18 protein-coding genes are annotated in these 22489 nt (G+C 60.3%); 11 read left to right on the top strand and 7 right to left on the bottom strand.

Features of this window, described 5'->3' with window-relative positions; translation table 11 throughout:
- Positions 1-37: 37 nt before the first annotated feature.
- Positions 38-391 (bottom strand): hypothetical protein, encoded by a 354-nt coding sequence (locus ACPPVV_RS10755; RefSeq protein WP_426699886.1) that lies wholly within the window; start codon positions 389-391, stop codon positions 38-40.
- Positions 392-507: 116 nt separating this feature from the next.
- Between ACPPVV_RS10755 and ACPPVV_RS10750 the strand changes: the two genes are divergently transcribed.
- On the top strand, positions 508-1929 hold the full coding sequence (locus ACPPVV_RS10750; protein ID WP_426699885.1) for a serine hydrolase domain-containing protein: 1422 nt from the start codon (positions 508-510) through the stop codon (positions 1927-1929).
- Positions 1930-1963: 34 nt separating this feature from the next.
- On the opposite strand, the gene ACPPVV_RS10745 is transcribed toward ACPPVV_RS10750, so the two are convergent.
- On the bottom strand, positions 1964-2836 hold the full coding sequence (locus ACPPVV_RS10745) for a hypothetical protein (RefSeq protein ID WP_426699884.1): 873 nt from the start codon (positions 2834-2836) through the stop codon (positions 1964-1966).
- Between the two features lie 398 nt (positions 2837-3234).
- Here ACPPVV_RS10745 and ACPPVV_RS10740 point away from each other — a divergent pair, with 398 nt between their 5' ends.
- The 7 genes from ACPPVV_RS10740 to ACPPVV_RS10710 all read left to right on the top strand — a co-directional run bounded on the left by ACPPVV_RS10740 (position 3235) and on the right by ACPPVV_RS10710 (position 12787).
- Positions 3235-4125: a Dyp-type peroxidase gene (locus ACPPVV_RS10740; protein ID WP_426699883.1), complete on the top strand. Its 891-nt coding sequence runs from the start codon at positions 3235-3237 to the stop codon at positions 4123-4125.
- An 85-nt stretch (positions 4126-4210) separates the two neighbouring features.
- Entirely contained in the window at positions 4211-4822 is a 612-nt protein-coding gene (locus ACPPVV_RS10735) for a class I SAM-dependent methyltransferase (RefSeq protein ID WP_426699882.1), read from the top strand.
- A 228-nt stretch (positions 4823-5050) separates the two neighbouring features.
- Positions 5051-6403: a hypothetical protein gene (locus ACPPVV_RS10730; RefSeq protein WP_426699881.1), complete on the top strand. Its 1353-nt coding sequence runs from the start codon at positions 5051-5053 to the stop codon at positions 6401-6403.
- Between the two features lie 1247 nt (positions 6404-7650).
- Positions 7651-8166: a hypothetical protein gene (locus tag ACPPVV_RS10725; RefSeq protein WP_426699880.1), complete on the top strand. Its 516-nt coding sequence runs from the start codon at positions 7651-7653 to the stop codon at positions 8164-8166.
- A gap of 465 nt (positions 8167-8631) precedes the next feature.
- Complete coding sequence (locus ACPPVV_RS10720) at positions 8632-10842, top strand: prolyl oligopeptidase family serine peptidase (RefSeq protein ID WP_426699879.1); 2211 nt, start codon at positions 8632-8634, stop codon at positions 10840-10842.
- Positions 10843-11101: 259 nt separating this feature from the next.
- Positions 11102-11959 (top strand): DUF4886 domain-containing protein, encoded by an 858-nt coding sequence (locus tag ACPPVV_RS10715; protein WP_426699878.1) that lies wholly within the window; start codon positions 11102-11104, stop codon positions 11957-11959.
- Positions 11960-12178: 219 nt separating this feature from the next.
- Positions 12179-12787 (top strand): DUF1294 domain-containing protein, encoded by a 609-nt coding sequence (locus tag ACPPVV_RS10710; RefSeq protein ID WP_426699877.1) that lies wholly within the window; start codon positions 12179-12181, stop codon positions 12785-12787.
- 166 nt (positions 12788-12953) lie between these two features.
- On the opposite strand, the gene ACPPVV_RS10705 is transcribed toward ACPPVV_RS10710, so the two are convergent.
- Complete coding sequence (locus tag ACPPVV_RS10705; protein WP_426699876.1) at positions 12954-13430, bottom strand: DUF2501 domain-containing protein; 477 nt, start codon at positions 13428-13430, stop codon at positions 12954-12956.
- 263 nt (positions 13431-13693) lie between these two features.
- Between ACPPVV_RS10705 and ACPPVV_RS10700 the strand changes: the two genes are divergently transcribed.
- Positions 13694-15784 (top strand): beta-L-arabinofuranosidase domain-containing protein, encoded by a 2091-nt coding sequence (locus tag ACPPVV_RS10700; RefSeq protein WP_426699875.1) that lies wholly within the window; start codon positions 13694-13696, stop codon positions 15782-15784.
- Between the two features lie 93 nt (positions 15785-15877).
- Here the strand turns inward: ACPPVV_RS10700 and ACPPVV_RS10695 are convergent, their stop codons facing one another.
- Together ACPPVV_RS10695 and ACPPVV_RS10690 are read right to left on the bottom strand one after the other, a co-directional pair.
- Complete coding sequence (locus ACPPVV_RS10695; protein WP_426699874.1) at positions 15878-17098, bottom strand: PQQ-dependent sugar dehydrogenase; 1221 nt, start codon at positions 17096-17098, stop codon at positions 15878-15880.
- Positions 17099-17313: 215 nt separating this feature from the next.
- Positions 17314-17739 carry an Sbal_3080 family lipoprotein gene (locus ACPPVV_RS10690; RefSeq protein WP_426699873.1) on the bottom strand — a complete coding sequence of 142 codons (426 nt, stop codon included), beginning with the start codon at positions 17737-17739 and terminating at the stop codon, positions 17314-17316.
- A gap of 223 nt (positions 17740-17962) precedes the next feature.
- Between ACPPVV_RS10690 and ACPPVV_RS10685 the strand changes: the two genes are divergently transcribed.
- On the top strand, positions 17963-18844 hold the full coding sequence (locus ACPPVV_RS10685) for a pilin (protein ID WP_426699872.1): 882 nt from the start codon (positions 17963-17965) through the stop codon (positions 18842-18844).
- Between the two features lie 99 nt (positions 18845-18943).
- Here the strand turns inward: ACPPVV_RS10685 and ACPPVV_RS10680 are convergent, their stop codons facing one another.
- Positions 18944-19909, bottom strand: a complete 966-nt coding sequence (locus ACPPVV_RS10680; protein WP_426699871.1) for a hypothetical protein — start codon at positions 19907-19909, stop codon at positions 18944-18946.
- 210 nt (positions 19910-20119) lie between these two features.
- Positions 20120-21601 (bottom strand): serine hydrolase domain-containing protein, encoded by a 1482-nt coding sequence (locus ACPPVV_RS10675; protein WP_426699870.1) that lies wholly within the window; start codon positions 21599-21601, stop codon positions 20120-20122.
- 339 nt (positions 21602-21940) lie between these two features.
- On the opposite strand from ACPPVV_RS10675, the gene ACPPVV_RS10670 reads away from it, so the two are divergent.
- On the top strand, positions 21941-22381 hold the full coding sequence (locus ACPPVV_RS10670) for a YidH family protein (protein WP_426699869.1): 441 nt from the start codon (positions 21941-21943) through the stop codon (positions 22379-22381).
- Positions 22382-22489 lie beyond the last annotated feature (108 nt).

Genomic DNA, 22489 nt, shown 5'->3' with positions numbered 1-22489 from the left:
AGCAGGCAACGGGGCATGGGCAGGGAGAGAGGCAGGTTCAAGGGAGGCGCTCCGGACAGGTGCCGGGCAGCGCCGAAAGCGGCTGCCGGCGGAACGCATCGAGGCAGGTTGCGCCTTCCTGACGCGGCATCGATGCATGGAGCGCCGATGGTAGGTCGAAGGTCACGAGCCATCCCCTGCCAGAGGTCATTGCAGGCCGGGCACATTTTCTTGCGAATTCGTTGGCGACGGGCATGGGCGCCGGTGAAGCAAACAAACCAGGCATCCGCGCTGAAAAAATAAGTGGTCCGTCAAACCCGGCCATCTCAAGCTGACCCTTTGTTTCCGGACCCCGGTTTCGCAGCTGCAACGGATCGGTGGGTCGCTGCATCTGGTGGATCAACACCGCCATGTTGGCTGGTGAGCTAGGGAGCATTCCCCATGATCGACTGCACCTTCACAGTTCGTGCGCTTCGGCTAGCCCCCTTGTGGGCATCGCTTTTGCTGTTTTGCGCGACGATTCCGTGCATGGCCGCTGCACCTGCAAACACGCAGCTGCCGGATACGCCGGTGGGCCACCTCGCCGGCGAGCTGATCCGCCATGCCAATGACGACGGCCCGGTACGGATCACGCAATGGGCGCCCGGTGTCCTGTCGACGTCCATGGCCGCGGACGACAAGGCGGCGTTTGTCACGGACCTGGCTTCGGCGGCACGCGACAGCGGCGGCCTGGACGTGTTCGATGTACGCACCGATCCACGCCAGCCGGGGTTGCTCGAAGTTGCCGTCAAGGGTCGGCGCAACGGGCAGGCCGCGCTGTTCTGGCTGACCGCCGAGCCGGCGCATCCCGACCGGCTTGCGCAGGCAAATCTGGTCCCGATGGACAATCCGCTTTATGCGGACTGGCCCAAGGGGCCGGTATCGCATGCGGAGCTGGGAAAACAGATACGCGCGGTACTGGACCGGCTGGCAGGCGTGTCCGACTTCTCCGGTTGCGTGACCGTTTTCGATGGCGGCGAGACCGTGTTCGACGAGTGCCGTGGCCTGGCCGAACGCAGCTTCCATGTGCCGGTCGATCACCAGACGAAGTTCCGCATCGGCTCAGTCGGCAAGATGTTCACCGCGGTCGCCATCGCGCAACTGGTCGAGGCCGGCAAGCTGTCGTGGGACGACACGCTGGCGAAGCGGGTTCCGGAATATCCCGGCCAGGCGACGGCGAAGAAGATCACCGTGTGGGAGCTCATGCACCACACCTCGGGCCTGGGCGATTTCATGGTGCCGGAGTATTTCGAACACGCCCAACGCTACGTCAACCCGGCGGATTATCTGGCGCTGATCGCCCGCCAGCCGAAGATGGGCGAGCCGGGCAAAGGGTTGAGCTACAGCAACGCCGGCTACGTCCTGCTCGGTCGCATCATCGAGAACGTCTCCGGAGAAAGCTACTTCGACTACATCCAGCACCATGTCTTCGAACCTGCGCGGATGACAGCCAGCGGCTTCGAGAGCGTGGATCAGATCGTGCCCGGGCTGGCGGTCGGCTACTACCACGACGATGGGGTGTTCTCCCAGACGTGGAAGGCCAACTGGGTGCAGGGCATCTACAAGGGCAGTCCCGCAGGCGGCGGTTATTCCACCAATGCTGACTTGCTGAGGTTCGCCGCGGCCTTGCACGGCGGCAAGCTGCTCAAGTCCGCGACGCTGGCGAAGATGTTCCACGGCGAAGTGCCGGCCGGCCCCGGTGCCATTGGCGCTGGCATCGACGAGCGTCTTTCGCACGGCCGCCACATCCGCGGCCATCAGGGGGGCATCGAAGGCACCACGGCAAACCTGGAGATGGTCTGGGAAACCGGTGCGGCCGTGGCCCTGACCAGTAACGAAGGACCATCGCAACACTGGTTGCTGGCCGAGCAGATTGCCGACTTGCTTGCCGCTGAAGGCGCAAAGAAATGAGGTGGGGAGTAAACAGGGACAGGGTGGGCGTGGGTCAGTTCGATGCACGCTTGAATCGACGGATGCTCCATTCCACCGTGACGCCGGTCAGAACGGCGAGCGCCAGCGCTTCCAGCGCGAACTGGCCCTCGCTTGCCAGGCCCGGCAGGAACGACCCTTTGGCCAGTGCGGCATAGAGGAAGGGTGTCAGGAGTTGATTCTTGATCGCCACGATAAGCACGCTGAAGGCCACAAACCGCATGGCCCGCGACGCGGGAAGTTTGTCCCACACCAGCAGCGCGACCGCGACGCACGCCAGTGTCGGTTCGGCAAAGCTGAGATAGGCCGGGACAAGCACATTGAGCCCGTAGGGCAGCGTGCACCACTCACTTTGCGGAGCGAGGCTGGCCATGGCTTTCATCAGCGGCGCGAACGCCATGCTGATCAGCGGACTGAAGGCGAATGTTGCGAGGGCGGCCATGATCGTGGCGGCGACGAGCAGTTGCCAGGGACGTCGTAGATGGGGCGAGGCGGCAACGACCATCGCACACATAGTGGCGATGCCCAGTAAGGTCGGAATGTTCGAAACAAAGGCGAATACCCAGGCATTCGTGCAATAACCGGCCATGAAAGGGGCACGAAAAAGGACTTCTGCAAGCATCGAGAAGATCAGAAACAGCAGGCCCCATTGCACGAAGAAAGAGCGACGAATGTGGCGTGAGGCCACTCGCCAGAACACCAGAAGTGCCAGTATCTGCACTGCCCGCATGGCGAAGCGGCAGGGCGTCGTGAAGACGGCCAGATCGGGGAAGGGGATGCCAAGCGCTTGCAACATGACCGTGTGCACGCTGAGGGCGCAGATGGCGGTGAGAAGCATGCCGAAGCAGAACAGTGGCCAGCGAATTCTCTCGGAAGTGATGGTCATCATCGTTCATCGATGCTCAATGAGAGGATCCCCAACGGGCCGATCAATGCGTTGAGGGGAGCGTCACGAGGTGAGGGCATGTCGACAGGGTACACGGCCATCGAGAAGGTTGAATCGGTGGCGGCGTGTCGCAGCTGCGTCGGCTGAGTCCAGCTTACCGGGACGGAGCATGCCGAGAAAGCGGCCATAGGTCACGAACGGAAAAGGTGTCAGGGACAGTGGCAGTGGCAAACTGGGACGGAGGAAGTTAAGTAGGAAGGCCGGAGCGCAACAAAGCAGGAGAGCCAAGCGATTTAACTTCATCCGTCCCGGTTGGTGCGCGGTTAGTGCGTGCAAACAAACACTCAACCGGCAACAACAACTCAGCCTGACCTCGCTTTTCCCCGCGTTATCATCGGCGCATGAAAACTTTTCAAGCTGGAATCTTCGCGCTCGGAACATCATTCCATGCCTATCTGGAATTCGATGTCCTGGGCGAACAGGACGGACTGGCGCTAGTGAAGACGATCGCATCGCTTCGCGAGCCCAGAACCACGGTGGGTGGCGTCAACCTGGTGTCGGGTTTCCGGCCCGAACTGTGGGGCAAGGCGGCGCCCGCCGATGCGCCCGTGGGCGTCAAAGGGTTCAATGAAGACGTCGTTGGGCTGGACGGCTTCGTGATGCCGGCGACACAGCACGACGCGGTGCTGTGGATCTCGGGCGGGTCGTACGACATCGTGTTCGATGTGGCGCAGCAGATCATCGCGGTGCTCGGTGCGCTGGCAACCGTCGCCGAAGAAACCACCAGCTGGCCTTATCACCATCACCGCGACCTGACCGGCTTCATCGACGGTACCGAAAATCCGCCGCTGGTCGAAGTCCCGGAAGTGGCGTTCATACCGCAGGGACAGCCCGGCGAAGGCGGCTCGATTCTGCTTCTGCAGAAATGGGTGCACGACGCGGCGAAGTGGAAGTCGCTTGCCGTCGAGGGCCAGGAGCGGGTGATGGGACGCACCAAGGCGGACAGCGTTGAAATCGAGAACAAGGCGCCGAACTCGCATGTCGCCAGCACGGACCAGGACACCTTCGGCGACATCTTCCGGCGAAACATGCCGTACGGCACCGCCACGAATCACGGAACGATGTTTGTCGGCTTCAGCGCCGAGCAGCAACGCCTTTCCCGCATGCTGGACAGCATGGCCGGCCGGCTCACCGGCGTGCGGGACGCACTGACGAACTACACGCATCCCCTCACCGGCGCCTACTACTTCGTCCCCGCCGCAGATGACCTGCGCGACATGGCCGACCACTAGCAGGGCTGTGACGTCCCGGTGTCAATGAATGCGACAAAGCAGGGTCAGGTTGAGATGGCCCCCTTTCGTGGAAGGAGATGCGCTGATGACGGAGGACTCCTGCGGCAACAATCGTCGCGCTGTCGCGGATTACGAACGCTCCGCACGCGAGTACGTCGCCACGGTGGAAGGCAGGCCATCGGCCAGTGTCGAAGCGCTACGGCGGCTGGCTGCGGCGGTGGCGCCTGGTACCCGCGTGCTGGAGATCGGCTCCGGTCCCGGCTGGGATGCCGATGCCCTTGAGGCGCTGGGCATCGACGTGCACCGCACCGACGTGACCGCCGCCTTCTGTGATCTCCAAGTCGAACGCGGCAAGCGCTGCGATCGTCTCGACCTGCTGTTGGACCGGATCGACGGGCGCTACGGTGGCGCAATGATGCTCTGTGTATTGCAGCACTTCGAACGCGTGCAGCTGGGTGAGGTGCTGAGCAAGCTGGCAGGCGCTGTGGACACGGGCAGCCCGTTGCTTCTGATGTACCCCGAAGGCGACGACGAGTACCTGGAGCACGGGGCCGCCGGCGACTACCCGGTAGTGCGATGGGCACCGGATGCGATCGATGCGCACCTTGCGCAAGCAGGATTCGCAATGGCATGGGAGCAAACCATCGATGGGCGAGGTGGGTCGTGGCGCATCGTGTTGGCGCAAAGGCGGTCGTAACCAAAGGGGACGTGGCTAGCCAAAACCCGGGCCAGCTCACTCCGATCCCTTTGCCCGCTCATGTTCTCAGGAAGCAACAGGCGATAATCACAGCCGTGCTCTTTTCCCGTCCCTGCGCATACGCGCGTGGAATTGGCGACCTGCGATGCTGACCGCAAAGAGGGATAGAGACTAAGCTGGCCTTGCCAGGGAGGACAGGGGACCTGTAAATGGGAGGGAAAACAACTTATGCGCAGCATTCAACGTCAAGTGCGTCGAGGCTTGCTCGCCACGAGCATCATGCTGGCCATGCCGGCTATTGCCACCAATTATTACTGCGACAACGATGCCAACAGCCACCAATATCCGCATTGTGTCGGCGGTAGTCCGGGAGGCACGTATTACAGCGGCCAAGCCCACGACGTGAATGGGGATGATCGACGGCTGCCAGGGGCAGGGTCGCACAAGAGTTGTCCGACAGGCCTCGTAGCCTTCAAGACGAGTCATGTCTACACGTGGTCCGTCTGGCTGTACAACAATGCTTTTCGCTCAACAAATACGAGTTATAGCGCCGTCCAAGCTTCCACCAGCTCACCAACGATAGCGTTGTCAGCAAGGGTCAACCAGAACACTGCTCCCGGAGGTTGGAAAGTTCTGGGTAAAGGTTCGGGTGTGTCTGATTTGCTGGTCATCGGAAACTGCGGCACCAGTACCACCGCGCTTGCTGGCATTGATGCTGTTCGTGCATCGTTTACATCTCAAGCTGCTTCTCTTGCCACGGGTTCGCCCGCAGCGGCGGCGGCACAGATTGAGCACATCAGCTCACTCGACATAGCCGACGATGTCGTGGACACGAGCAATAGTTGTGGCGTCGACATGGTGACAATGAATCCGCGACTCGCAGACATTCAGAAGAAGATGCTTGACGCGCCAGATCACTATCGCGATATCAGTGGCGCTTTCCACATCAGGTTCGCGAACGTGCAGCAGGACGATCAGGTTGATTTTGAAGCGTCGCCGGTCGACCACAGCAGTCGCGTGACAACGATGAATGCACTGGGCCAGTCACGTACAGATGTCGCCACCACAGCCAAGCAAATGTCGCTGTGGCCCCAGGAACGCACCTACCAGATGCAATCAGTCGCACCAGCAGAGGCGAGCGCACCTGCCGGCCCCAGGCATTACCACAATGCCCAATGCCAGCCGGTGTTCACGCACCGCGAGGATCCCGCGCATGCGTTCGCGGCAAGCGACGTCAGCAGTCCGGAAAATTACGCCTTCTGGCTGTCGACTTCGGCGAGCAGTATTACCGGACACACTCAGCTGCTCGGCCGCAACGTCACGGTGATTCAAGGACAGCAGGATGCGTATCTGGCCGAAAAGCTAGGGGCCGCCACTTTCACGATGTGGGTGGACGATGCGACGGGTATCCTGCTGAAACTTCGGGGTAACAATAGCCAGGGCCGTACGGTTTACTCCATCGACGTGTCCAGACTGTCGATCAATCGTGGGCTCAAGCACGACATTGCTTCAGTTCTGACCCCGCCAGCGGGGTGGAACGAGCTGGCGTCACCACAACGGGTTGGCTTGCAAATGCAGTAAGTGTCTTGTGAACAGGCAAGACTAGAGAAGTCGACTGTTGTAAAGCGGCACCGCGTCGCAACGGTGCCGCTTTCGCACCCGGCACAGGAAAGAAAGCGCTTGGGTGCAGTCGTGGGGCCATCAATGAACAAAAACGGGTCAGGTTCACTTCTTGATCATGATAAGTGAACCTGAACCCGTTCGGCGGTTCAAGAGGATCGCGAAAGCGGCGAATAAGACGCTGCGGACAACTTCGATCAGGGTCAGTGGTGGGTTGCTAAAACGTTTTAAATGTACATGGCGCGTTTATTTTTTTTGCTTAACGTTTTGTGATGAGCGTCTCATTTCAAAGGTTCTATTGACTTGCCGTATTTTAAAATTCAAAGTACATTCATCAACATTAGCGGTCCCATAGTCGCTAATTTCGAGCGCCTCTATAGGATTATCTATTCATTGAAATGATTAATGAATATGTGTCGATGTGGCGAGTTCCAGATTTATTGACATTAACCATGAGGCAGTGTTGTGATTAAATCTATTTTTTCTGCTTGCTTTGCAATTGCCGCTATTTCGCTTTCTTGTGCTGCTGATGCAAATACAGCAAATAGCGTAAATATAACTCACGTTGGTGTCCAAGGGAGTAATGGCTATGTTGCTTTCACGTCAGCCCTCCCAGGATGCAGCGTAAATATTACTTATGTGGCAGACATCAGCTCACCTAGTTCGAAAGCAATTTATGCGACGCTTTTAACCGCCTATGCGGGTGATAAGAGCGTCTCTCGTATTGACTATACTATTCAGACCAATGGAACTTGCACAGTGGCCTTGGTGGAGCTTTAATAATGTCAGTTTACTGATATGAATTGATGGGTATTTCGAGTATCTCGACGGAGGGTGGGAGGCTCTCGCGTCTTGTTCGGTTGATTTCACTCGACCGTTGATTGAGCAGAGTGAACTTGTGGGTTTCTTGGTAGATATGGGGCTAGGAACAGGCTAGGCCCCTGTTCGAGAACCTAGCTTTTAGAGGCTATCATTTTTGGAATCCGTCAGTGACCGTCACTGCGTTCATTGATTTGGAGTGCCCATCACATAATCTAAAAATTATGTGTAAAAGTCATTTGTGGACGACGAACAGACGGATATGCTCAACGATACAATGATGAGTCTTTTGGTTCATCGATGCCAATTTCGACCATAATGTTTTTCTAGATTATCGACGATACGTTATGTATGCCTATAACTGCACTCTTACGTGCGAGGAAATCAAAGTGCACAGAGTTAAAACAAATTTAGCATTCTCTCTATTTCTCATACCATTTTTGCTCCCCGCTGGGGCCATTGCAAAATCTACAACACAAACGACAGTGTCCATTATTGGAAAAGTGGCTCCAGGTGCGAGCATCACTGTGCGCACTACAGTAACAGGCAGCCACATTATTTTCATGCCTCCTTATTATTCGGGAACTGGTAGCTTTCCTGGTTCAGTGCCTGGAGGTTCAGTAGACATCTATGCTGACGGTGTGAAAGTTTTGGGTGTGCCTGCTCAAGTCAACAACTCTAGTTACTCGTGCGGATACGTGTATGCCCCTCCATCGAATACAATTTGCTATGGTCCGCTAACAGTTGTTGATTACGGTTTCACCATTCCCAAGGGAGTCTCCAGCAAAGCTTTTTATGCTGAGTTTACCGGCGATCATGATAGCAATCAGTCTACATCTGCAGTGGTTAGTGTTGCGGCAGCTCCGCCAGTTATCGCTCCGGCTATTGATTTCATGCTCAACTAAGCCCGCTGGACTGACTCAGGCAAAAGGGGCAGGCTCATTTAATTGGGCTTCTACTGAACTTGAAAACTAGGGTTTGGAGCGAACCTAGTTAATTAATTAAGATAGAAAGTCGACTTTGTTCCTTTTAATGACCCCAGCGGGTCAGGTTCGCTTCCTAAGATGGCTCAGGTTTGACCGCCTCCCTTGAACGGGGGGGGGCGATGCGATGAAGCAGAAAAGGTGTCGGGGACAAATTTTCGATTGACTATGCGTCGCTCAAATTGTCCCTGACACCATTCTTTAACCATTTTCTCTTCGCTCACTTGGATGTCCGCAGTAACTGAGCTTGGTCTCGTTCTGCGAGACCACGTGCTTGCGACGGCGTTCACACCCCACGCACGGCATGACGGATGGGGGGTGTCCCGAGGCCTCCACTTGCGCGAGGATTCGCGCTGCGTGATTCCTTTGGACGCCAAGGACATCCTTATGCCCCGACTGCTCCGCTGGCCCGCTCCGCTGGCCCTGGCTACTGCCGCCTTTCTGTTCGCACCAGTGACTCTGTTTGCCTTCGCCGCGCAGGCTGGCGCTCCGTCGCCGGCGCGCACGGCCGACGTGGTCGAGCACCTGTTCGGCCACACCGTGCACGATCCCTATCGCTGGATGGAAGGCGATAACAACGCCGAGTTCCAGCACTGGCTGGTCGCCCAGGGCCAGTACGCGCGGGGCAAGCTGGACGCATTGCCTACCCTGAAGGGCTGGCAGCAGGCGCTGGCCAGGACCGATGGCACCACCGTCATATACCGCAACCAGCGCCGTGCCGGCGACAGGCTGTTCTTCATCCGCCAGGGCGCAAAGGGCAGCGGCACGCTGATGGTGCGTGACGCGAATGGCGCCGAGCGCGTGCTGCTGGATCCGGCGACTATTAAGGGCGACGGCGGCCACGCCTCGATCACGCTGTACACGCCATCGCCCGACGGCAGCAAGGTGGCGGTGAACGTCGACCGCGGCGGCAGCGAAGTCACCCGCCTCGACGTGCTGGACGTGAAGACCGGCAAGCCCACCGGCGATGTAGTGGAGCCGGTGTGGGGCGAGTTCGGTGCCGAGTGGCTGCCCGACGGCAGCGGCTTCGAGTACACCCAGATGGCGCCGCCCGCGCAGCGTACCGGCGGCGACCCCGTGCAGGACATGCGCGCACGTCTGCACCGGCTGGGCACACCCTCGTCGCGGGACCCGATCCTGCTGCGCGCCGGCCAGGGCGAAGGCGTCAATCCGTCGTTCGCGATGCCCGCGCGCAGCTTCCCTGTGATCGAATTTCCGGCCGGCTCGCGCTGGGCGCTGGGCGAGTCGCTGGGCGCACAGGCCGACCAGCGCTACTGCGTGGCGCCGCAAGCCGAGGCCGCGAAGCCCGGTGCGGCCTGGCACTGCATCGCCGACCTGGACGACCACGTGCAGTCCGCGGCCATCCACGGCGATACGCTGTACCTGGTTTCCACCCACGCACGCTCCAAGGGAGAGGTGCTGGCACTGGACTTGTCACGTCCGGACGCGACGATCGGGAAGGCACGTTCCGTGCTGCCGCTGAAGGGCGACGACATGGTGGCTGGCATCAGCCTGTACGACGCCCAGCAGGTCGCGCCGGCTCGTGATGCGCTGTACGTGAAGGTCTCCAGGAACGGCATCGACGACATCCGCCGCGTCGACTACCGCACCGGCAAGGTGGACGCCGTGCCGATGCCGTTGGCTGGCTCGGCCTCGCTGTTCCACGCCGACCTTGGCCAGGACGGTTTCCTGCTGGAGCTGCGCGGCTGGACTACGCCGCCGAAGTCATGGCGCTACGACCCCGCGGTCGGCACCTTGCACGGCTTGGGTCAGGATCAAAGCAGCCCCGTCGATTACAGCATGGTCGAGGCCACCGAGACCGAGCTGGTCAGCCAGGACGGCACCCACGTGCCGCTCACCATCCTGCATCGCAAGGACGCCACGCTGGACGGCTCGCACCGTGCCATCGTGTTCGCTTACGGCAGTTACGGCATCTCCGTGCTGCCTTCGTTCAAGCCCACCCGGCTGGAATGGGTCAAGCAGGGCAACGTCTTTGCCTACGTGCACATACGCGGCGGCAGCGAAAAGGGTGAGGCCTGGCATCAGGCCGGCAGGGGGCCGAACAAGCACAAGGGCGTGGAAGATTTCATCGCCGGCGTGCAGCGCCTGAGCGAACTGGGCTATAGCCGTCCGCAACGCACCGCGCTGATCTCTGGCAGTGCCGGCGGCCTGGTGGTTGGCGGTGCGATCGTGCGTGACCCGGACAAGTTCGGCGCGGCCGTGTGCCTGGTGGGCGAGCTCAATCCGATCCGCCTGCTGCAAGCGCGCAATGGCGCCAACCAGATCGGCGAGATGGGCGACCCGCGCAAGGCCTCGGACTTTCCCTGGATGCTGGCGACGGACCCTTACCAGCAGATCACGCCGCACACGGCCTACCCGGCGGTGCTGCTGGCCGTGGGTCTCAACGACAACCGTGTGTCCACCTGGCAGACCGGCAAGTTCGCGGCGCGCCTGCGCACCGCCGACACCAGCGGACGGCCGGTGTGGATCCGCACCGACGCCAACGGTGGCCACGGCATGCAGACCTCGCTGGGCGCCGAGGCCGCGGAGTTCGCCGACATCTACGCCTTCCTGGATGCGCAGTTGCCGGCGCAGTGAGGAGAAAAGGGCTCTTGTCCAAGAAAAGCTGGTAACTCCATAGCTCCTTGAGGTCTTTGATTTGGCGCTTTTGCTCTGCGGAAAGTAGCTCTGACCCGGCTATCCGATCGGGCGATGCAAGGATGCATAGGTTGGTGGACCGTCCAGGTCTCGTGTGGCAAGGTGCGGGCTTGCGCCGTCAACGCTACGGAGGGACGTCAACATGGGATCTTTCGCGTCGAACAAGCGTGGCGCTCGAAGGAGAGGAACTCTTTGTTGCATGGCTGCACTGCTGTCGATGACGGCTTCCGCGGCGGCGTTCGGCGCCACCTCGGCACCGGCGCAGAGCATTCTCTTCATCGGCAACAGTTACACGTTCGGCGCGTTTTCCCCCGTGCGGCGCTATAACGCCAACCTGGTTCATGACCTCAACGGCGATGGCGTCGGTGGCGTGCCGGCGCTGTTCAAGCTGTTCACCCAGGAGGCCGGCCTGAACTACGACGTGAGCCTGGAAACGGCGGGAGGAAGTACGCTGAAGTTTCACTACACGCAAAAGCGCCAGGAGATCGATCGGGCCTGGGACCACGTGGTGATGCAGGAACACAGCAGGCTCGACCCCGACAAGTCAGGCGATCCGACCAACTTCAAGCGCTACGCGGGAAAGCTCGCCGCCCTGTTCAAGCAGAGGAATCCATCGGTGGATATCCGGCTGCTGGCCACGTGGTCACGCCCGGACCTGACTTACAAACCCGGTGGACACTGGTATGGGAAGCCGATCGAGGCCATGGGCAACGACCTGCAGAAAGCTTACGCCCAGGTCGCCGGTGGCGACGCCTCGATCCACGGCGTGATTCCGGTCGGAAGTGCTTTCAATCGCGCCATCCGCGACGGCGTGGCCGACCCCGATCCTTATGACGGCATCAGCTTCAACCAGATCGACCTGTGGGCCTACGACCACTATCACGCCAGCACGTTCGGCTACTACCTCGAGGCGTTGATGGACTTCGGCAGCATCACCGGCAAGGATCCGCGAAGCCTGGGCAGCTACGAAAAGGCTGCCGACGATCTCGGGTTGTCGCAGGGGCAGGCCGAGGCATTGCAGAATATCGCCTACCGGCAACTGCATCAGGCGCCGTAGCGGTCCCGGCAAGCTGGGTCAACACTCGCGGAAACCGGGACGGAGGAAGTTAAGCCGGGCTAGCTTGCTCCGTCCGCTTGGCTCTCGGCGTGCCGAGCTGTTTGCCCAAGCTCCCGAGCTTTTTGCTGAAGGAAGGGGTCAGGTTCACTTCCTGGCCACCAACATAAGAACCAGATCCTGTTCGATAGGACTCACACGTTTGCACTGACGGAGGCAGTCATGCGATTTGCAGGTCGAATCACTGAATGGAACGATGAGAAGGGATTCGGCTTTGTCGTTCCGAACGGTGGTGGTATTCGTGCCTTCCTTCACATCAGCCAGTTTCAGCGCAGATTCCGTCGACCCGCCCTGGGCGACCTCATTTCGTACTTGCCGGTTGTCGACGATCGCGGGCGCACCAACGCGCAGCAAATTCGTCCTGTGGAGGCGAGGGTCCAAGCGGTTCGGCCTTCGTCGCGTGTGCCACGAGCTGTGTTGGGGGCAGGCGCACTCGGGTTTGCCGCGACTGCTTACGCAAGCGGTGCTTTACCACTCTTGGTGCTGGCGATCTATTTCGGTACCAGCGCACTGTCATATCTGATGTATGGGTGGGACAAATCTTCCGCGCAAGCCGGTCGTAGTCGCACGCCTGAGAGCAGTTTGCATATGGCAGATCTAATCGGTGGCTGGCCCGGCGCGCTCATTGCCCAGCAGCAGTTCCGGCACAAGACGATGAAGCGATCATTTCAGTTCGCGTTTTGGTTGACTGTTGTCCTGAACCTGGCTGCTTGCGTATGGTTCGTCGGGTCGGGTCTGGCTGCCGAGTTGACTCACTCGATTTTGGATTGACAAAACCGGAGCAAGAAACGAAAGAAAGAGGTCAGGTTCATCAATTTCGTTTGCAAATGAACCTGATCCCTTTGTTGGTTCCGAAGCGTGCTCTAGCTTGATCAGCTGATGATGCCAACGGCAGTAGTGATTCAACTACCTCCACCCCGTTGACCAGAAGCGCCGATCAATGTCCCAAGAGCGATCCGGCCTTGCCCAGGGGGGACGACGATCCGCTGCTTCCCAGGAACGATTTGCCTTGCTTGAGGACGACATCGCAGGCCTTGGTTGTCAGCTTCGATTTCATGTCGCTGTTGCCGCCACCGATGCTGCCCAGGTTGGTGGTGTTGCCGTTCTTGCCTTTGAGGATGCCGTCTGCGCCACTGGAATAATCGGAGTTGCTCGCCCCGCCTTCCGTCTTGCCGAGCAGTTTGCTTGCAATGCCGGATGCGCCTGAGTCGCCCCCCAGATAGTTGTTTTTGACGCAGTACTGCAGGATGCCCGCCACGTTACCCGTGCTGCCGGATTCGCCGCCACCGGGGAGCATTCCACCGAGCTTGCCGCCGAGATTACCCAGGCTCTGTGCGCCAACAGACCCGCAGGCCAGGCCAAGGGTGATCGCCACCACGCATGTCGTGGCCATGCCGTTGATTCGGGTCTTCATGAGCGTCTCTCCATGGGTAGGTTCCTGCATTCAACAACGACGCTTGTTAGCGTTATGTCAGCGGCAAAACGGGCCAGCTCACCGTTCACCGCGTTTCGCGGACCCATTTCGCCCTCGTGACCCGCTCGCTTGGGGCGACTGGAATTACTTGTGGATGGGCATTTGTAGTATTACTGGTGTATTGCCGATGGGCGCGCGGTAGCTGTGGCATGTGTCCCGCCCCGCGCCCACATAGACGGCCAAATGCTGCACGGAGACAAGGCATGGCTCAGCGTGACCCGTTTCAAAGCAGACGCGATTTCCTGCGCGTATCCGGCGCGCTGGGCCTGGCGACGATGCTGCCCGGTGCGGTGCTTGCCGCCGGCGTCGGTGCCGAGCCTGCGCCGGGCAATGTCGGCGCCTCTTCGCGCATGCCCTTGCAGTCTCGTGCGCCACTGGCACCGCAACCTTTCCAGCGATTGCCCGCAGGCGCCATTCGGCCCGCGGGGTGGTTGCGTCGTCAGTTGGAGATCCAGGCGTCGGGACTGGGCGGCCACCTGGATGAAACCTGGGCCGACGTCGGCCCTGACAGCGGCTGGCTCGGGGGTGCCGGTGAATCCTGGGAACGTGGTCCGTATTTTCTGGACGGACTGCTGCCACTGGCCTGGCAACTGGACTCGGCGACGCTGAAGGCGAAGGCGCAAAAATATATCGACTGGACGCTGGAGCATCCCTGGCCCAATGGCATGTTCGGTCCGCGCAGCAACGATGACTGGTGGCCGCGCATGGTCATGCTCAAGGTGCTCACGCAGTACCACGAGCTCACCGGCGATGCGCGGGTGATACCGCTGATGACGAATTATTTTGTCTATCAGCTCGGCGCACTGCCGGGGCGACCGCTGCGCGATTGGGGCCGGTCGCGCTGGCAGGACGAGCTGCTCTCGGTGTTGTGGCTTTACAACCGCACCGGCGATCCGCGCCTGCTGCAAATGGCTGCGCTGCTGCACAGGCAGGGGTTCGATTGGCAGGGCATGTTCGCCGATTTCCAGTTCAAGCAGAAAGTCGACGTGGCCAAGCTCAAGGCTGAAGGCGGTGGCGATGCCGTCTTCATGGAGGACCTCGGCCAGCGCGTGCACGGTGTCAATGTCGCCATGTCGCTGAAGTCCTCTCCCGTGTGGTCGCTGGTATCGGGCAGTGCGCATGATCGCGATGCCGTGCATCACCAGCTGGCGATGCTCGACACCTGGCACGGCCTGCCGAACGGCATGTTTTCGGCCGACGAGCATCTGGCCGGGCGCAATCCCTCGCAGGGCACCGAGCTGTGCACGGTGGTGGAAACCATGTTTTCGCTGGAAGTGGCGCTGGCCATTACCGGCGACCCGGCGTTGGCCGACCGGCTGGAGACGATTGCCTACAACGCGCTGCCGGGTACCTTTACGGACGACATGTGGGCGCATCAATACGACCAGGAACCCAACCAGGTGGAATCCAGCCTGCATCGGCGTCCTTGGACCACCAACGGTCCGGAGTCCAACCTGTTCGGACTCGAGCCCCACTTCGGCTGCTGCACCGCCAACTTCCACCAGGGTTGGCCCAAGCTGACCCAAAGTCTCTGGATGGCGACGGCGGACGGCGGCATGGCCGCGATGGTTTATGCGCCTTGCACGGTGCAGACCGTCGTGCGGGGTGTGCCGCTGCGGATCGAGCAAAGCACCGATTATCCGTTCCGCTCGCGCGTAGACATCGTGTTGCATCCGGCGCGGACCACCAGATTCACGCTGAAGCTGCGAATTCCAGGCTGGGCCACCGGGTCGACGCTGACGGTGAATGGCCACGCGCAACCCTCGGAACCGGCCGGGCGTTTCGTGACGCTGCAGCGCGAGTGGCAACCGGGCGACACGATCGCACTGACCTTTGCGAGCACGCCGATGACCGTATCCGGCTTCAATGATTCGGTAAGCGTGCGCGATGGCGCCCTGGTGTTTGCACTGCCCATCGCCGAATCTTGGATCAAGTGGCGCCAGCGTGGGTTGACCGCCGACTGGCAGGTCTATCCCGCATCGCGCTGGAACATGGGCCTGCCGGAACATGCGACCTTTCACAGAGCCGAGCAGCCGATAGGCCCGGTACCGTTTTCGCGTCAGCAGCCACCGGTGACACTCCAAGTGGAAGGACGTCCGGTAGCAAGTTGGAAGGCGGAAGAGGGTGCTGCCGACCCGGTGCCACGACGGCCACAGGCCGATGCCAGCGACGCCCCGGTGATGCTCACCTTGATGCCGTATGCGGCGCCCAAGCTTCGCATCACGGCGTTTCCGCTGCTGGCGCCGGACAGCAACTCACAGAAGAATGGGGTGGTCACTCAATCCAGGACATGACCAGGCCCACCAGGCATCGCCCTCTCGGAACGAGGTGAATAAAAACGGGGTCACCTCAACCTGACCCCATTCAGTGGCGGCCGATTCGTCGAATTATTTCGGCGTGAGGCGGTACAGGCCGCCGGGCGCGGCGTCTTCCAGCATCCAGAGCGAGCCGTCCGGCGCCTCTTCGATATCGCGGATGCGTTTGCCGATGGTCCAGCGCTGGGCCGCGGTGGCGCCGCCCTTGCCGTCAAACGTGACGCGAATGATTCCCTCGCTGACGAGGCCGCTGAGCAAGGCGCTGCCCTTCCAGTGCGGGAACAGGCTGCCCTTGTAGAACATGAGATTGCCCGGTGCGATCACCGGCAGCCAATAGATCACGGGCTTGGCGAGGTCGGGTCGCGTATCGGAGCTGGGGATAGGCACGCCGTTGTAGTTGAGGCCGTAGGAGACCAGCGGCCAGCCGTAGTTCTTGCCACGCTTGATCAGGTTCAGTTCGTCGCCGCCGCGCGGGCCATGCTCGAGTTCCCACAGTCGACCATCGGGAGCGAAGGCCAGGCCATAAGGTGTGCGGTGGCCAGTGGTCCAGGTTTCGGCCGGCGTCAGGTTGGGCCCGGGGAACGTATAAGTGCTGACCACCGGCGCCGTCTTGGCTTTCTCGGTATCGGCCGCCGGATCGATCAGCGGAATGGTGCGGGCACCGACCTTGCCTGCCCACGGATTGCCCGGCGCGGGTTTGCCGTCCAGCGTCAGTCGCAGGATCTTGCCTACCGGTTGGTTGGGATCCTGTGCGGGAGTGAAGCGCTGGCGGTCGCCCACCGTGAGGAAGAGATATTTGCCGTCCGGCGAGAAGGCGATCTGGGCACCGGCCTGGCCGCCCTTGCCCGTGGGCATCTGGCGCCACAGCACCTGGAAGCCGTCCAGTCGTGGCTGCTTGCCATCCAGCACGAGCCGACCCCGGCCCAGCACCAGGCCGCCGCCGTAGTCACCCGGCGCGACATAGGTGAGATACACATGGTGGTCCTTGGCGTAGTGAGGCGAGAGGAAGACGCCCAGCATGCCGTTCTGACCTTCAACGTAGCTGGGCGGAACGCCTCCGATTTCGGTCTTGGCGCCCTGCGGGGTGACCAAATCGACACGGCCGACCTTCTCGGTCACCAGCATGCGGCCATCGGGCAGGAACGCGATGCGCCAGGGCAGATCGAAGCTCGCCACCTTGGTGATGGTGAAGGGAAGGTCGGGATCGGATTTCTGTTCGCCCGCATTGGTCTGCGCATGGGCGGCGCTTGTCAGCAGGGCCACAAGAAAGACCCTGTTTGCCAGCTTCATCATTTGCATGTTTCCTTGCGTTCGAATGACCCGCAACATTCTAGTGCTCTGATACCGCCTCGATGTGATGCTTCCCTTCAATCCGATTGCATGGATGCCTTGCAAGACCAGACCGATGTGGAGTCCTTCGTTGCGCTTGAACCGATCGAAAAAACGAGCCCAGGTTCACTTGCCAGACCTGGTCCGGATGAAATAACTGTAGCCGGAATTACCGGCCATCAGTGGAAGCTCGCCAGCAACTCATCCATGACTGGATCGATCTTGGCCTTCGTACCTTTCCACTTGCTCATATCGAGACCACCTTTGCCGTTGAGGTGATACGTCGCTGACGCCACGGAGCGCCCATGCTCGGTGATCCGGATTTCGGCATGGGAAAGGTAAGGTTTGAAGTCCCACGAGCGTAACGCCGTGTAGTCGACCACGTACCCGCAAGAGGCCGGCAAGTCATGATCGTAGACTTCTGCCGCGATGCCATGACGCTGGAATCCGTCCTGCATCACCATGACGAAGTCGCTGACTGTCACCGCCGGGTTGGTGTGGATGCACACATGTTTCATTGCGATACTGCTGTCGACCGGTTTGACCTTTACACTGGTGCAAGCGGCAAGCGCCAGCACTGTTAGAGCTGGAATCCAGTACTTCATTTTGTTTTCCCCTGTTGCAGGCGAACCCCCTCGCCGGTGCGACCAGCATACTTCGGTGACACTCGACGCGTACAACAGTCACGGAATCAGATCGGTGGCTGTTGATTGGTAGTGGGGAAAGTTCCTTCAAACCCGGGCCTTTTCAGCCCGATCCATTTGGATTTGAGAGTCCGCAGCCTCCGTTCACCTATCGTGGTCTTGTAGCACGAAAAGGATTTTTGAGATGGAGCATCTGGTTCGTCTGGCGCATTCGAATTCCGTTCTCTATGCGGCGGTATTCGTGTTCACCTTCGGGGTGATCTTGTGGTTTGTATGGGCCCGGTTTTTTCCTGATAGGGATGCGATCAAGAAAACTTCCCAAGTTGTGGTCACATTCGCGCTTCAGATGTTCTTTGTTTGTTGCTATGCCTCTGTCGTTGCACATGGTTGGGACGGGGTGGTTTGCGCGGCGGGCCGGTTTTCGCTGCACGTGGTTTGTTACAGCCATGATGAAGGCCCCTTGTGGTTCTGGGGTCTTGTTGTAGTGCTCATGAGTATGTACGTGGTACTGATACTTGTTGCGCTGGTGTTCCTGGTGCACTTGGTAGCGCCTGGCGATCAGCGTCCCGTCGCGGAGATGAGGAATCAGCACCGGTCCATCGGCACCGGCGAGAGACGGCCCGGCACCAGAGTGATAGGTCGGGCGGCGGACGAAGCGTTCGTGATTGCTTTCGGGGTGATCGTGATTTCGAGCCTTGCCTGGATCGCCACTTTGTTTCACCAAGTCAACGGTGCGCAAAAACAGATAGCCGAAGCGTTGGCATCGGCTACCCGGGAAAGAGCTGCCGTTGAAGCCTATCTACAAGATAACGGGGTCTTGCCTGAAGACGATAAGGCGGTGGGGTTATTGCTACCTGCGGATCTTCGCAGCCAGTACGTGAACGAAGTCAGGGTCGCCAAGGGAAGCATTCTGCTGAAGTTCGATGAAGCGGCAGCGGACAAGCATCTTGGAGGCCGTCTCATGATGTTGATTGCAGTGCAGCGCGGGCGTCACGTGTCATGGCATTGTGCAAGCCCGGATATCGACGACAAATACTTTCCCGACAGCTGCCCGGCTGGTCTGTGAGGAAGATCAGGGGTCCACTAAATCTGGTGACTCCACCCTGATCAAGGTTTATAGAAAAATAGGAGCGGTCTGGAGGGCATGGTTGGGTCTCCGTCCGGATTACTGCTGTTTGGTGGCAAGACAAGCGCTAACGGTGGTGTCGTATTGAACGGCGGCCTCCACGAAGCGCCTCTTGGCATCTGCGAGCTCGTTGGGTGTCATTGCCTTGAGCTTGCTCAAGGTACAAGCCCTTCTAAGTTCGCCGGGTAGCTCTTTCGCTTGGCAGTTCTCTTCCGTCGAAGGAGCAACGCCTCCGACGCGGAGAATATTGGCCATGGTTAAAGATATTTGTGGATTGGAAGCGACATTGGCCGTCAAGCTGTCAATCGCAGTCTGAATGTTTTTCTGAGAATTTTCACTTGAAGTCTTGCCGACGATGTCCTCTGATCGCGTCTTCGCAGCTTCGAGCGATTTGCCTAATGCGGTTATGTCGCTCGCACTCGGAGTGGGAAGCGTGAAACTGTTGAGCGCCACAAGTAGATTGGTGCCAATGGTACGAATCGCATGCACCGTGACGACGGGAACGTTGTAATAAGCCGTCGCCAAGTCCTTCGCATCATCACCAGACAGATCGAAGTTCTCATCAAAGGCTTCACGGATCGCCGGATCGATAGGGGAAATGGCGTCCTTGATGCAAAGCATCGCGGTCTCCGCCTTTTGAAACGCCAATCTCTGATCTCCAGGCTGGTAGTGCCCACTTAGGGCCGAGCTCAGTGCTGCAAGTCCAGCACCAGTGTTCCTGGCGGCGATGCTGTTGGCGACGACCCCGGCTACCGCCATAAACGTGCCATAGAATGTGACTTCCTGGAAAACGATGTTCGCGACTTGTTTGTCGTAGGCTGCACGGCTCAACTCATCTTCTTTGCCGAAGACGAGATTTCGCGCCTCCTCTGGCGTGGTGATGGATGACTGAAGTAGTGCGCCCTTTTGCTCAAGCTCGGATTCAGTTGTTCTCGGGACGACAGGATAAAGAGTCGTACACGACGCAGTCGCTAGAAGTACGATCGCGGTAATGAGACAGCGCATAACACATCCCCCTCTATGCCATGAACCCAATTTCTCTAGATTAGACAATAGCCTTTATCTTGGCTCCGCATAAGGGGGCCAGAGCAGGGGTAAAGACAGGGGTCAAAGTGCACTCAATTGAGCAATGCTTGTAGAAAGTCGACTCTATCCCGGTTATGGGGTTTATCGAATAATGGGCGAGGGGAATGAAGTCGGGGTAGAGAGGCCAGGTCACTCGACGCGATGGAACGGCACCTGCTGTCCGCCCAATTGAAGGTGGCCGGACCGGCACGGTCGCGCGGGAGCACCGTCGAAGCCGAAGCCGACGTCCTGCGACAGCACAAACAGCTCCTGCGGCGACGCCGCATAGAGCCGTTCGGGAGTCTCGCCCGGCGAGGCGATCGTCAGGTGACCGTTCGCTGCACGCACGACGAACTGCTGGTCGCGGAAGGCATAAGTGCCGATGAAGTGGTCGAAGGCGGAAGCCTCCAGCGGCACGCTGGCACGAACCCGGCTGTCGAAATCCGTCCAGCCGTAAGTGGCAGCGATGCTGCGCATCAATTCGCTGGCGAGTACGCTGCCGGACGCGCCGTTGGTCATGACCACGGCGCCTTCGCCGCGCGCCGGATAGGCAACCATGAAGGCGGCGAAACCTTCGGTATCGCCGCTCTTGCTGAAATGCGCGTCCACGCCGGAACCGCCGATGTCGAACCCGATGCTGTGGCCGGGCTTGACGGGTTGGAGCATGTGCCGGGCGGTGTCGGCCCGAAGCCAGCCTTCGTGCTTCCCGGCCACCGACTGCTGCACAGCGATCAGGAAGCGGGCGAGGTCGGTCGGCGTCGACCACAGTCCCGCGGCCGCCATTTCCGGATAGACGTGCGGTCCACCGGGCACGGGTTGGCCCTGTACGTCGTGCGGCATGGCGGCGTCTTCAAGACCCTTCTCCGGCAGCGGCTGCGCGAAGCTGCTGCGCGCCATGCCCGCCGGTTGCAGCACGTGCGTGCGCATCCAGGACGGGAAAGCCTGCTTCGTGACGTCGTCGATCAGCTGCTGGACGATGGTGTAGCCGCCGCCGGAATAGCTCCACTTGGCGCCCGGCTCGGCGACCACGCGGATCGGGTCGTTGGTCGCAGGCGGACGGCCGTCGAGAACCTGCATCAACGTAGGCACCGGCTTGCCGGCGGCGTAGCCGGGAAAGCCGTGCACGTTGACGCCGGCCGTGTGCGACAACAGTTCGCGCAGCGTCACCCCGGCAGATCCTGTGTAGCGGCTGGCGGGCACCTTCCAGCTTTTCAGTCGATCGTTGATGTTGCCATCCAGCGACAGCTGGCCATCATCAACCAGTTGCAGCGCGCCGACCGCGGCAACTGGCTTGCTGATCGAGCCGGCCTGGAACAGCGTGGTGGGATCCACCGCAGCCCCTCCCGCGCGCGCGACGCCATAGCCTTTGGCCCAGGCGATGCCGCCACCGTGAATCACCGCCACGCTGACGCCGGGAACGTGCAATCGTGCCATCTCCGCCGCCAGTGTCTTTGTCGATACCGGCTGCCCCTGCAGCACAACGGCCGGACGCAGTCCGTGCTCGATGGCGGGGATAGGGGACTCTGGAGTCGTCCGGAGTGCGCTGGCGCTGATGATCGGCGGCGCGATGAGTACGGTGACGAGGGCGATGCCGCAAAGCCTGCGGAACCGTGCGGTGTTCGGTAAATTCAAAATGTACCTCCTGCAACAGCCTGTCGAGCACGTCGGAACACCGCCCGTGCACCCCATGCATCGCGCAGCATGGGCCCTTGGATGCGCCTGTGGCGAGAACGGTTTAGCGAAAACCGCCCACGAATCCCGCGAAAATCAAAAGGCGGCGTGGCTGATCAGTTGGATCGGCCGACCAGCCAGCGGGTCGGCTGCCATCAAAACGGGTCAGTCCACGGCTCCGCTCGGGGTGTCACAGGGTCAAGTGCCATAACGGCGTCAGGTTCACCTCCTGACCCCGCTTCCTGGCCCACGATACGTGAACCTGATTCCGTTCAATCGCCTCATTGCGAGCAACGCGACATGACAGATGCCAAGAAAACGGATCGCGCGCAAACCAGGCTCGCCGAAAGCGCGAGCAAGTTGAAGGAAAGCGCGGTCCAGCAAACCGACAGCGCGGACCGTCGGACCGTACTTGCAGCCGACCGCACGATATTCGCTGCAGAGCGGACCTATGCGGCATGGGTCCGGACCGGGCTCGCGTCCCTGGCTGCCGGCGTTGGCGCCAAAGCCCTGTTGAAGGACGTGGTGGCTCCCTGGCTGGCCAGCGCAACGGCTTCGGTGCTGATCCTGTTCGGCGCCTTCTGCTTCCTGGCAGGGGTGTGGCGCGAGCTTGATGCCGGTGCGCCGCCGCCTCGCCTCGATATTCGCCGGCTACCGCCTTGGCTCTTGATCGGCATCAACGGCTTTCTGGTACTGGTATCGCTCGCAGCGCTCGTCGGCATCTGGGTCGTGCGTGTTTGAAGGCGACGACTCGCCTTGCCGAAACCGGGACCGGAAAACGGGACGGAGGAAGTGAAGCCTCGCGGATTTCCGGTCCTCTGTCCCTACCTTTGATCAGCCGGCAGAACG

Origin of the sequence: Rhodanobacter sp. Col0626 (assembly GCF_049994385.1) — a bacterium.
Taxonomy (GTDB): domain Bacteria; phylum Pseudomonadota; class Gammaproteobacteria; order Xanthomonadales; family Rhodanobacteraceae; genus Rhodanobacter.
The sequence above is the reverse complement of the archived record's forward strand: the minus strand, read 5'-3'. Positions and strand labels throughout refer to the sequence as shown.

Excerpts from the sequence above, each read along its gene's own strand:
- ACPPVV_RS10690 (WP_426699873.1), bottom strand. The coding sequence starts at position 17,739 with ATGAAGTACTGGATTCCAGCTCTAACAGTGCTGGCGCTTGCCGCTTGC.
- ACPPVV_RS10670 (WP_426699869.1), top strand. The coding sequence starts at position 21,941 with ATGACAGATGCCAAGAAAACGGATCGCGCGCAAACCAGGCTCGCCGAA.
- ACPPVV_RS10740 (WP_426699883.1), top strand. The coding sequence starts at position 3,235 with ATGAAAACTTTTCAAGCTGGAATCTTCGCGCTCGGAACATCATTCCAT.
- ACPPVV_RS10680 (WP_426699871.1), bottom strand. The coding sequence starts at position 19,909 with ATGCGCTGTCTCATTACCGCGATCGTACTTCTAGCGACTGCGTCGTGT.
- ACPPVV_RS10700 (WP_426699875.1), top strand. The coding sequence starts at position 13,694 with ATGGCTCAGCGTGACCCGTTTCAAAGCAGACGCGATTTCCTGCGCGTA.
- ACPPVV_RS10720 (WP_426699879.1), top strand. The coding sequence starts at position 8,632 with ATGCCCCGACTGCTCCGCTGGCCCGCTCCGCTGGCCCTGGCTACTGCC.
- ACPPVV_RS10710 (WP_426699877.1), top strand. The coding sequence starts at position 12,179 with ATGCGATTTGCAGGTCGAATCACTGAATGGAACGATGAGAAGGGATTC.
- ACPPVV_RS10705 (WP_426699876.1), bottom strand. The coding sequence starts at position 13,430 with ATGAAGACCCGAATCAACGGCATGGCCACGACATGCGTGGTGGCGATC.
- ACPPVV_RS10745 (WP_426699884.1), bottom strand. The coding sequence starts at position 2,836 with ATGATGACCATCACTTCCGAGAGAATTCGCTGGCCACTGTTCTGCTTC.
- ACPPVV_RS10685 (WP_426699872.1), top strand. The coding sequence starts at position 17,963 with ATGGAGCATCTGGTTCGTCTGGCGCATTCGAATTCCGTTCTCTATGCG.
- ACPPVV_RS10715 (WP_426699878.1), top strand. The coding sequence starts at position 11,102 with ATGGCTGCACTGCTGTCGATGACGGCTTCCGCGGCGGCGTTCGGCGCC.
- ACPPVV_RS10730 (WP_426699881.1), top strand. The coding sequence starts at position 5,051 with ATGCGCAGCATTCAACGTCAAGTGCGTCGAGGCTTGCTCGCCACGAGC.
- ACPPVV_RS10750 (WP_426699885.1), top strand. The coding sequence starts at position 508 with ATGGCCGCTGCACCTGCAAACACGCAGCTGCCGGATACGCCGGTGGGC.
- ACPPVV_RS10695 (WP_426699874.1), bottom strand. The coding sequence starts at position 17,098 with ATGATGAAGCTGGCAAACAGGGTCTTTCTTGTGGCCCTGCTGACAAGC.
- ACPPVV_RS10755 (WP_426699886.1), bottom strand. The coding sequence starts at position 391 with ATGGCGGTGTTGATCCACCAGATGCAGCGACCCACCGATCCGTTGCAG.
- ACPPVV_RS10735 (WP_426699882.1), top strand. The coding sequence starts at position 4,211 with ATGACGGAGGACTCCTGCGGCAACAATCGTCGCGCTGTCGCGGATTAC.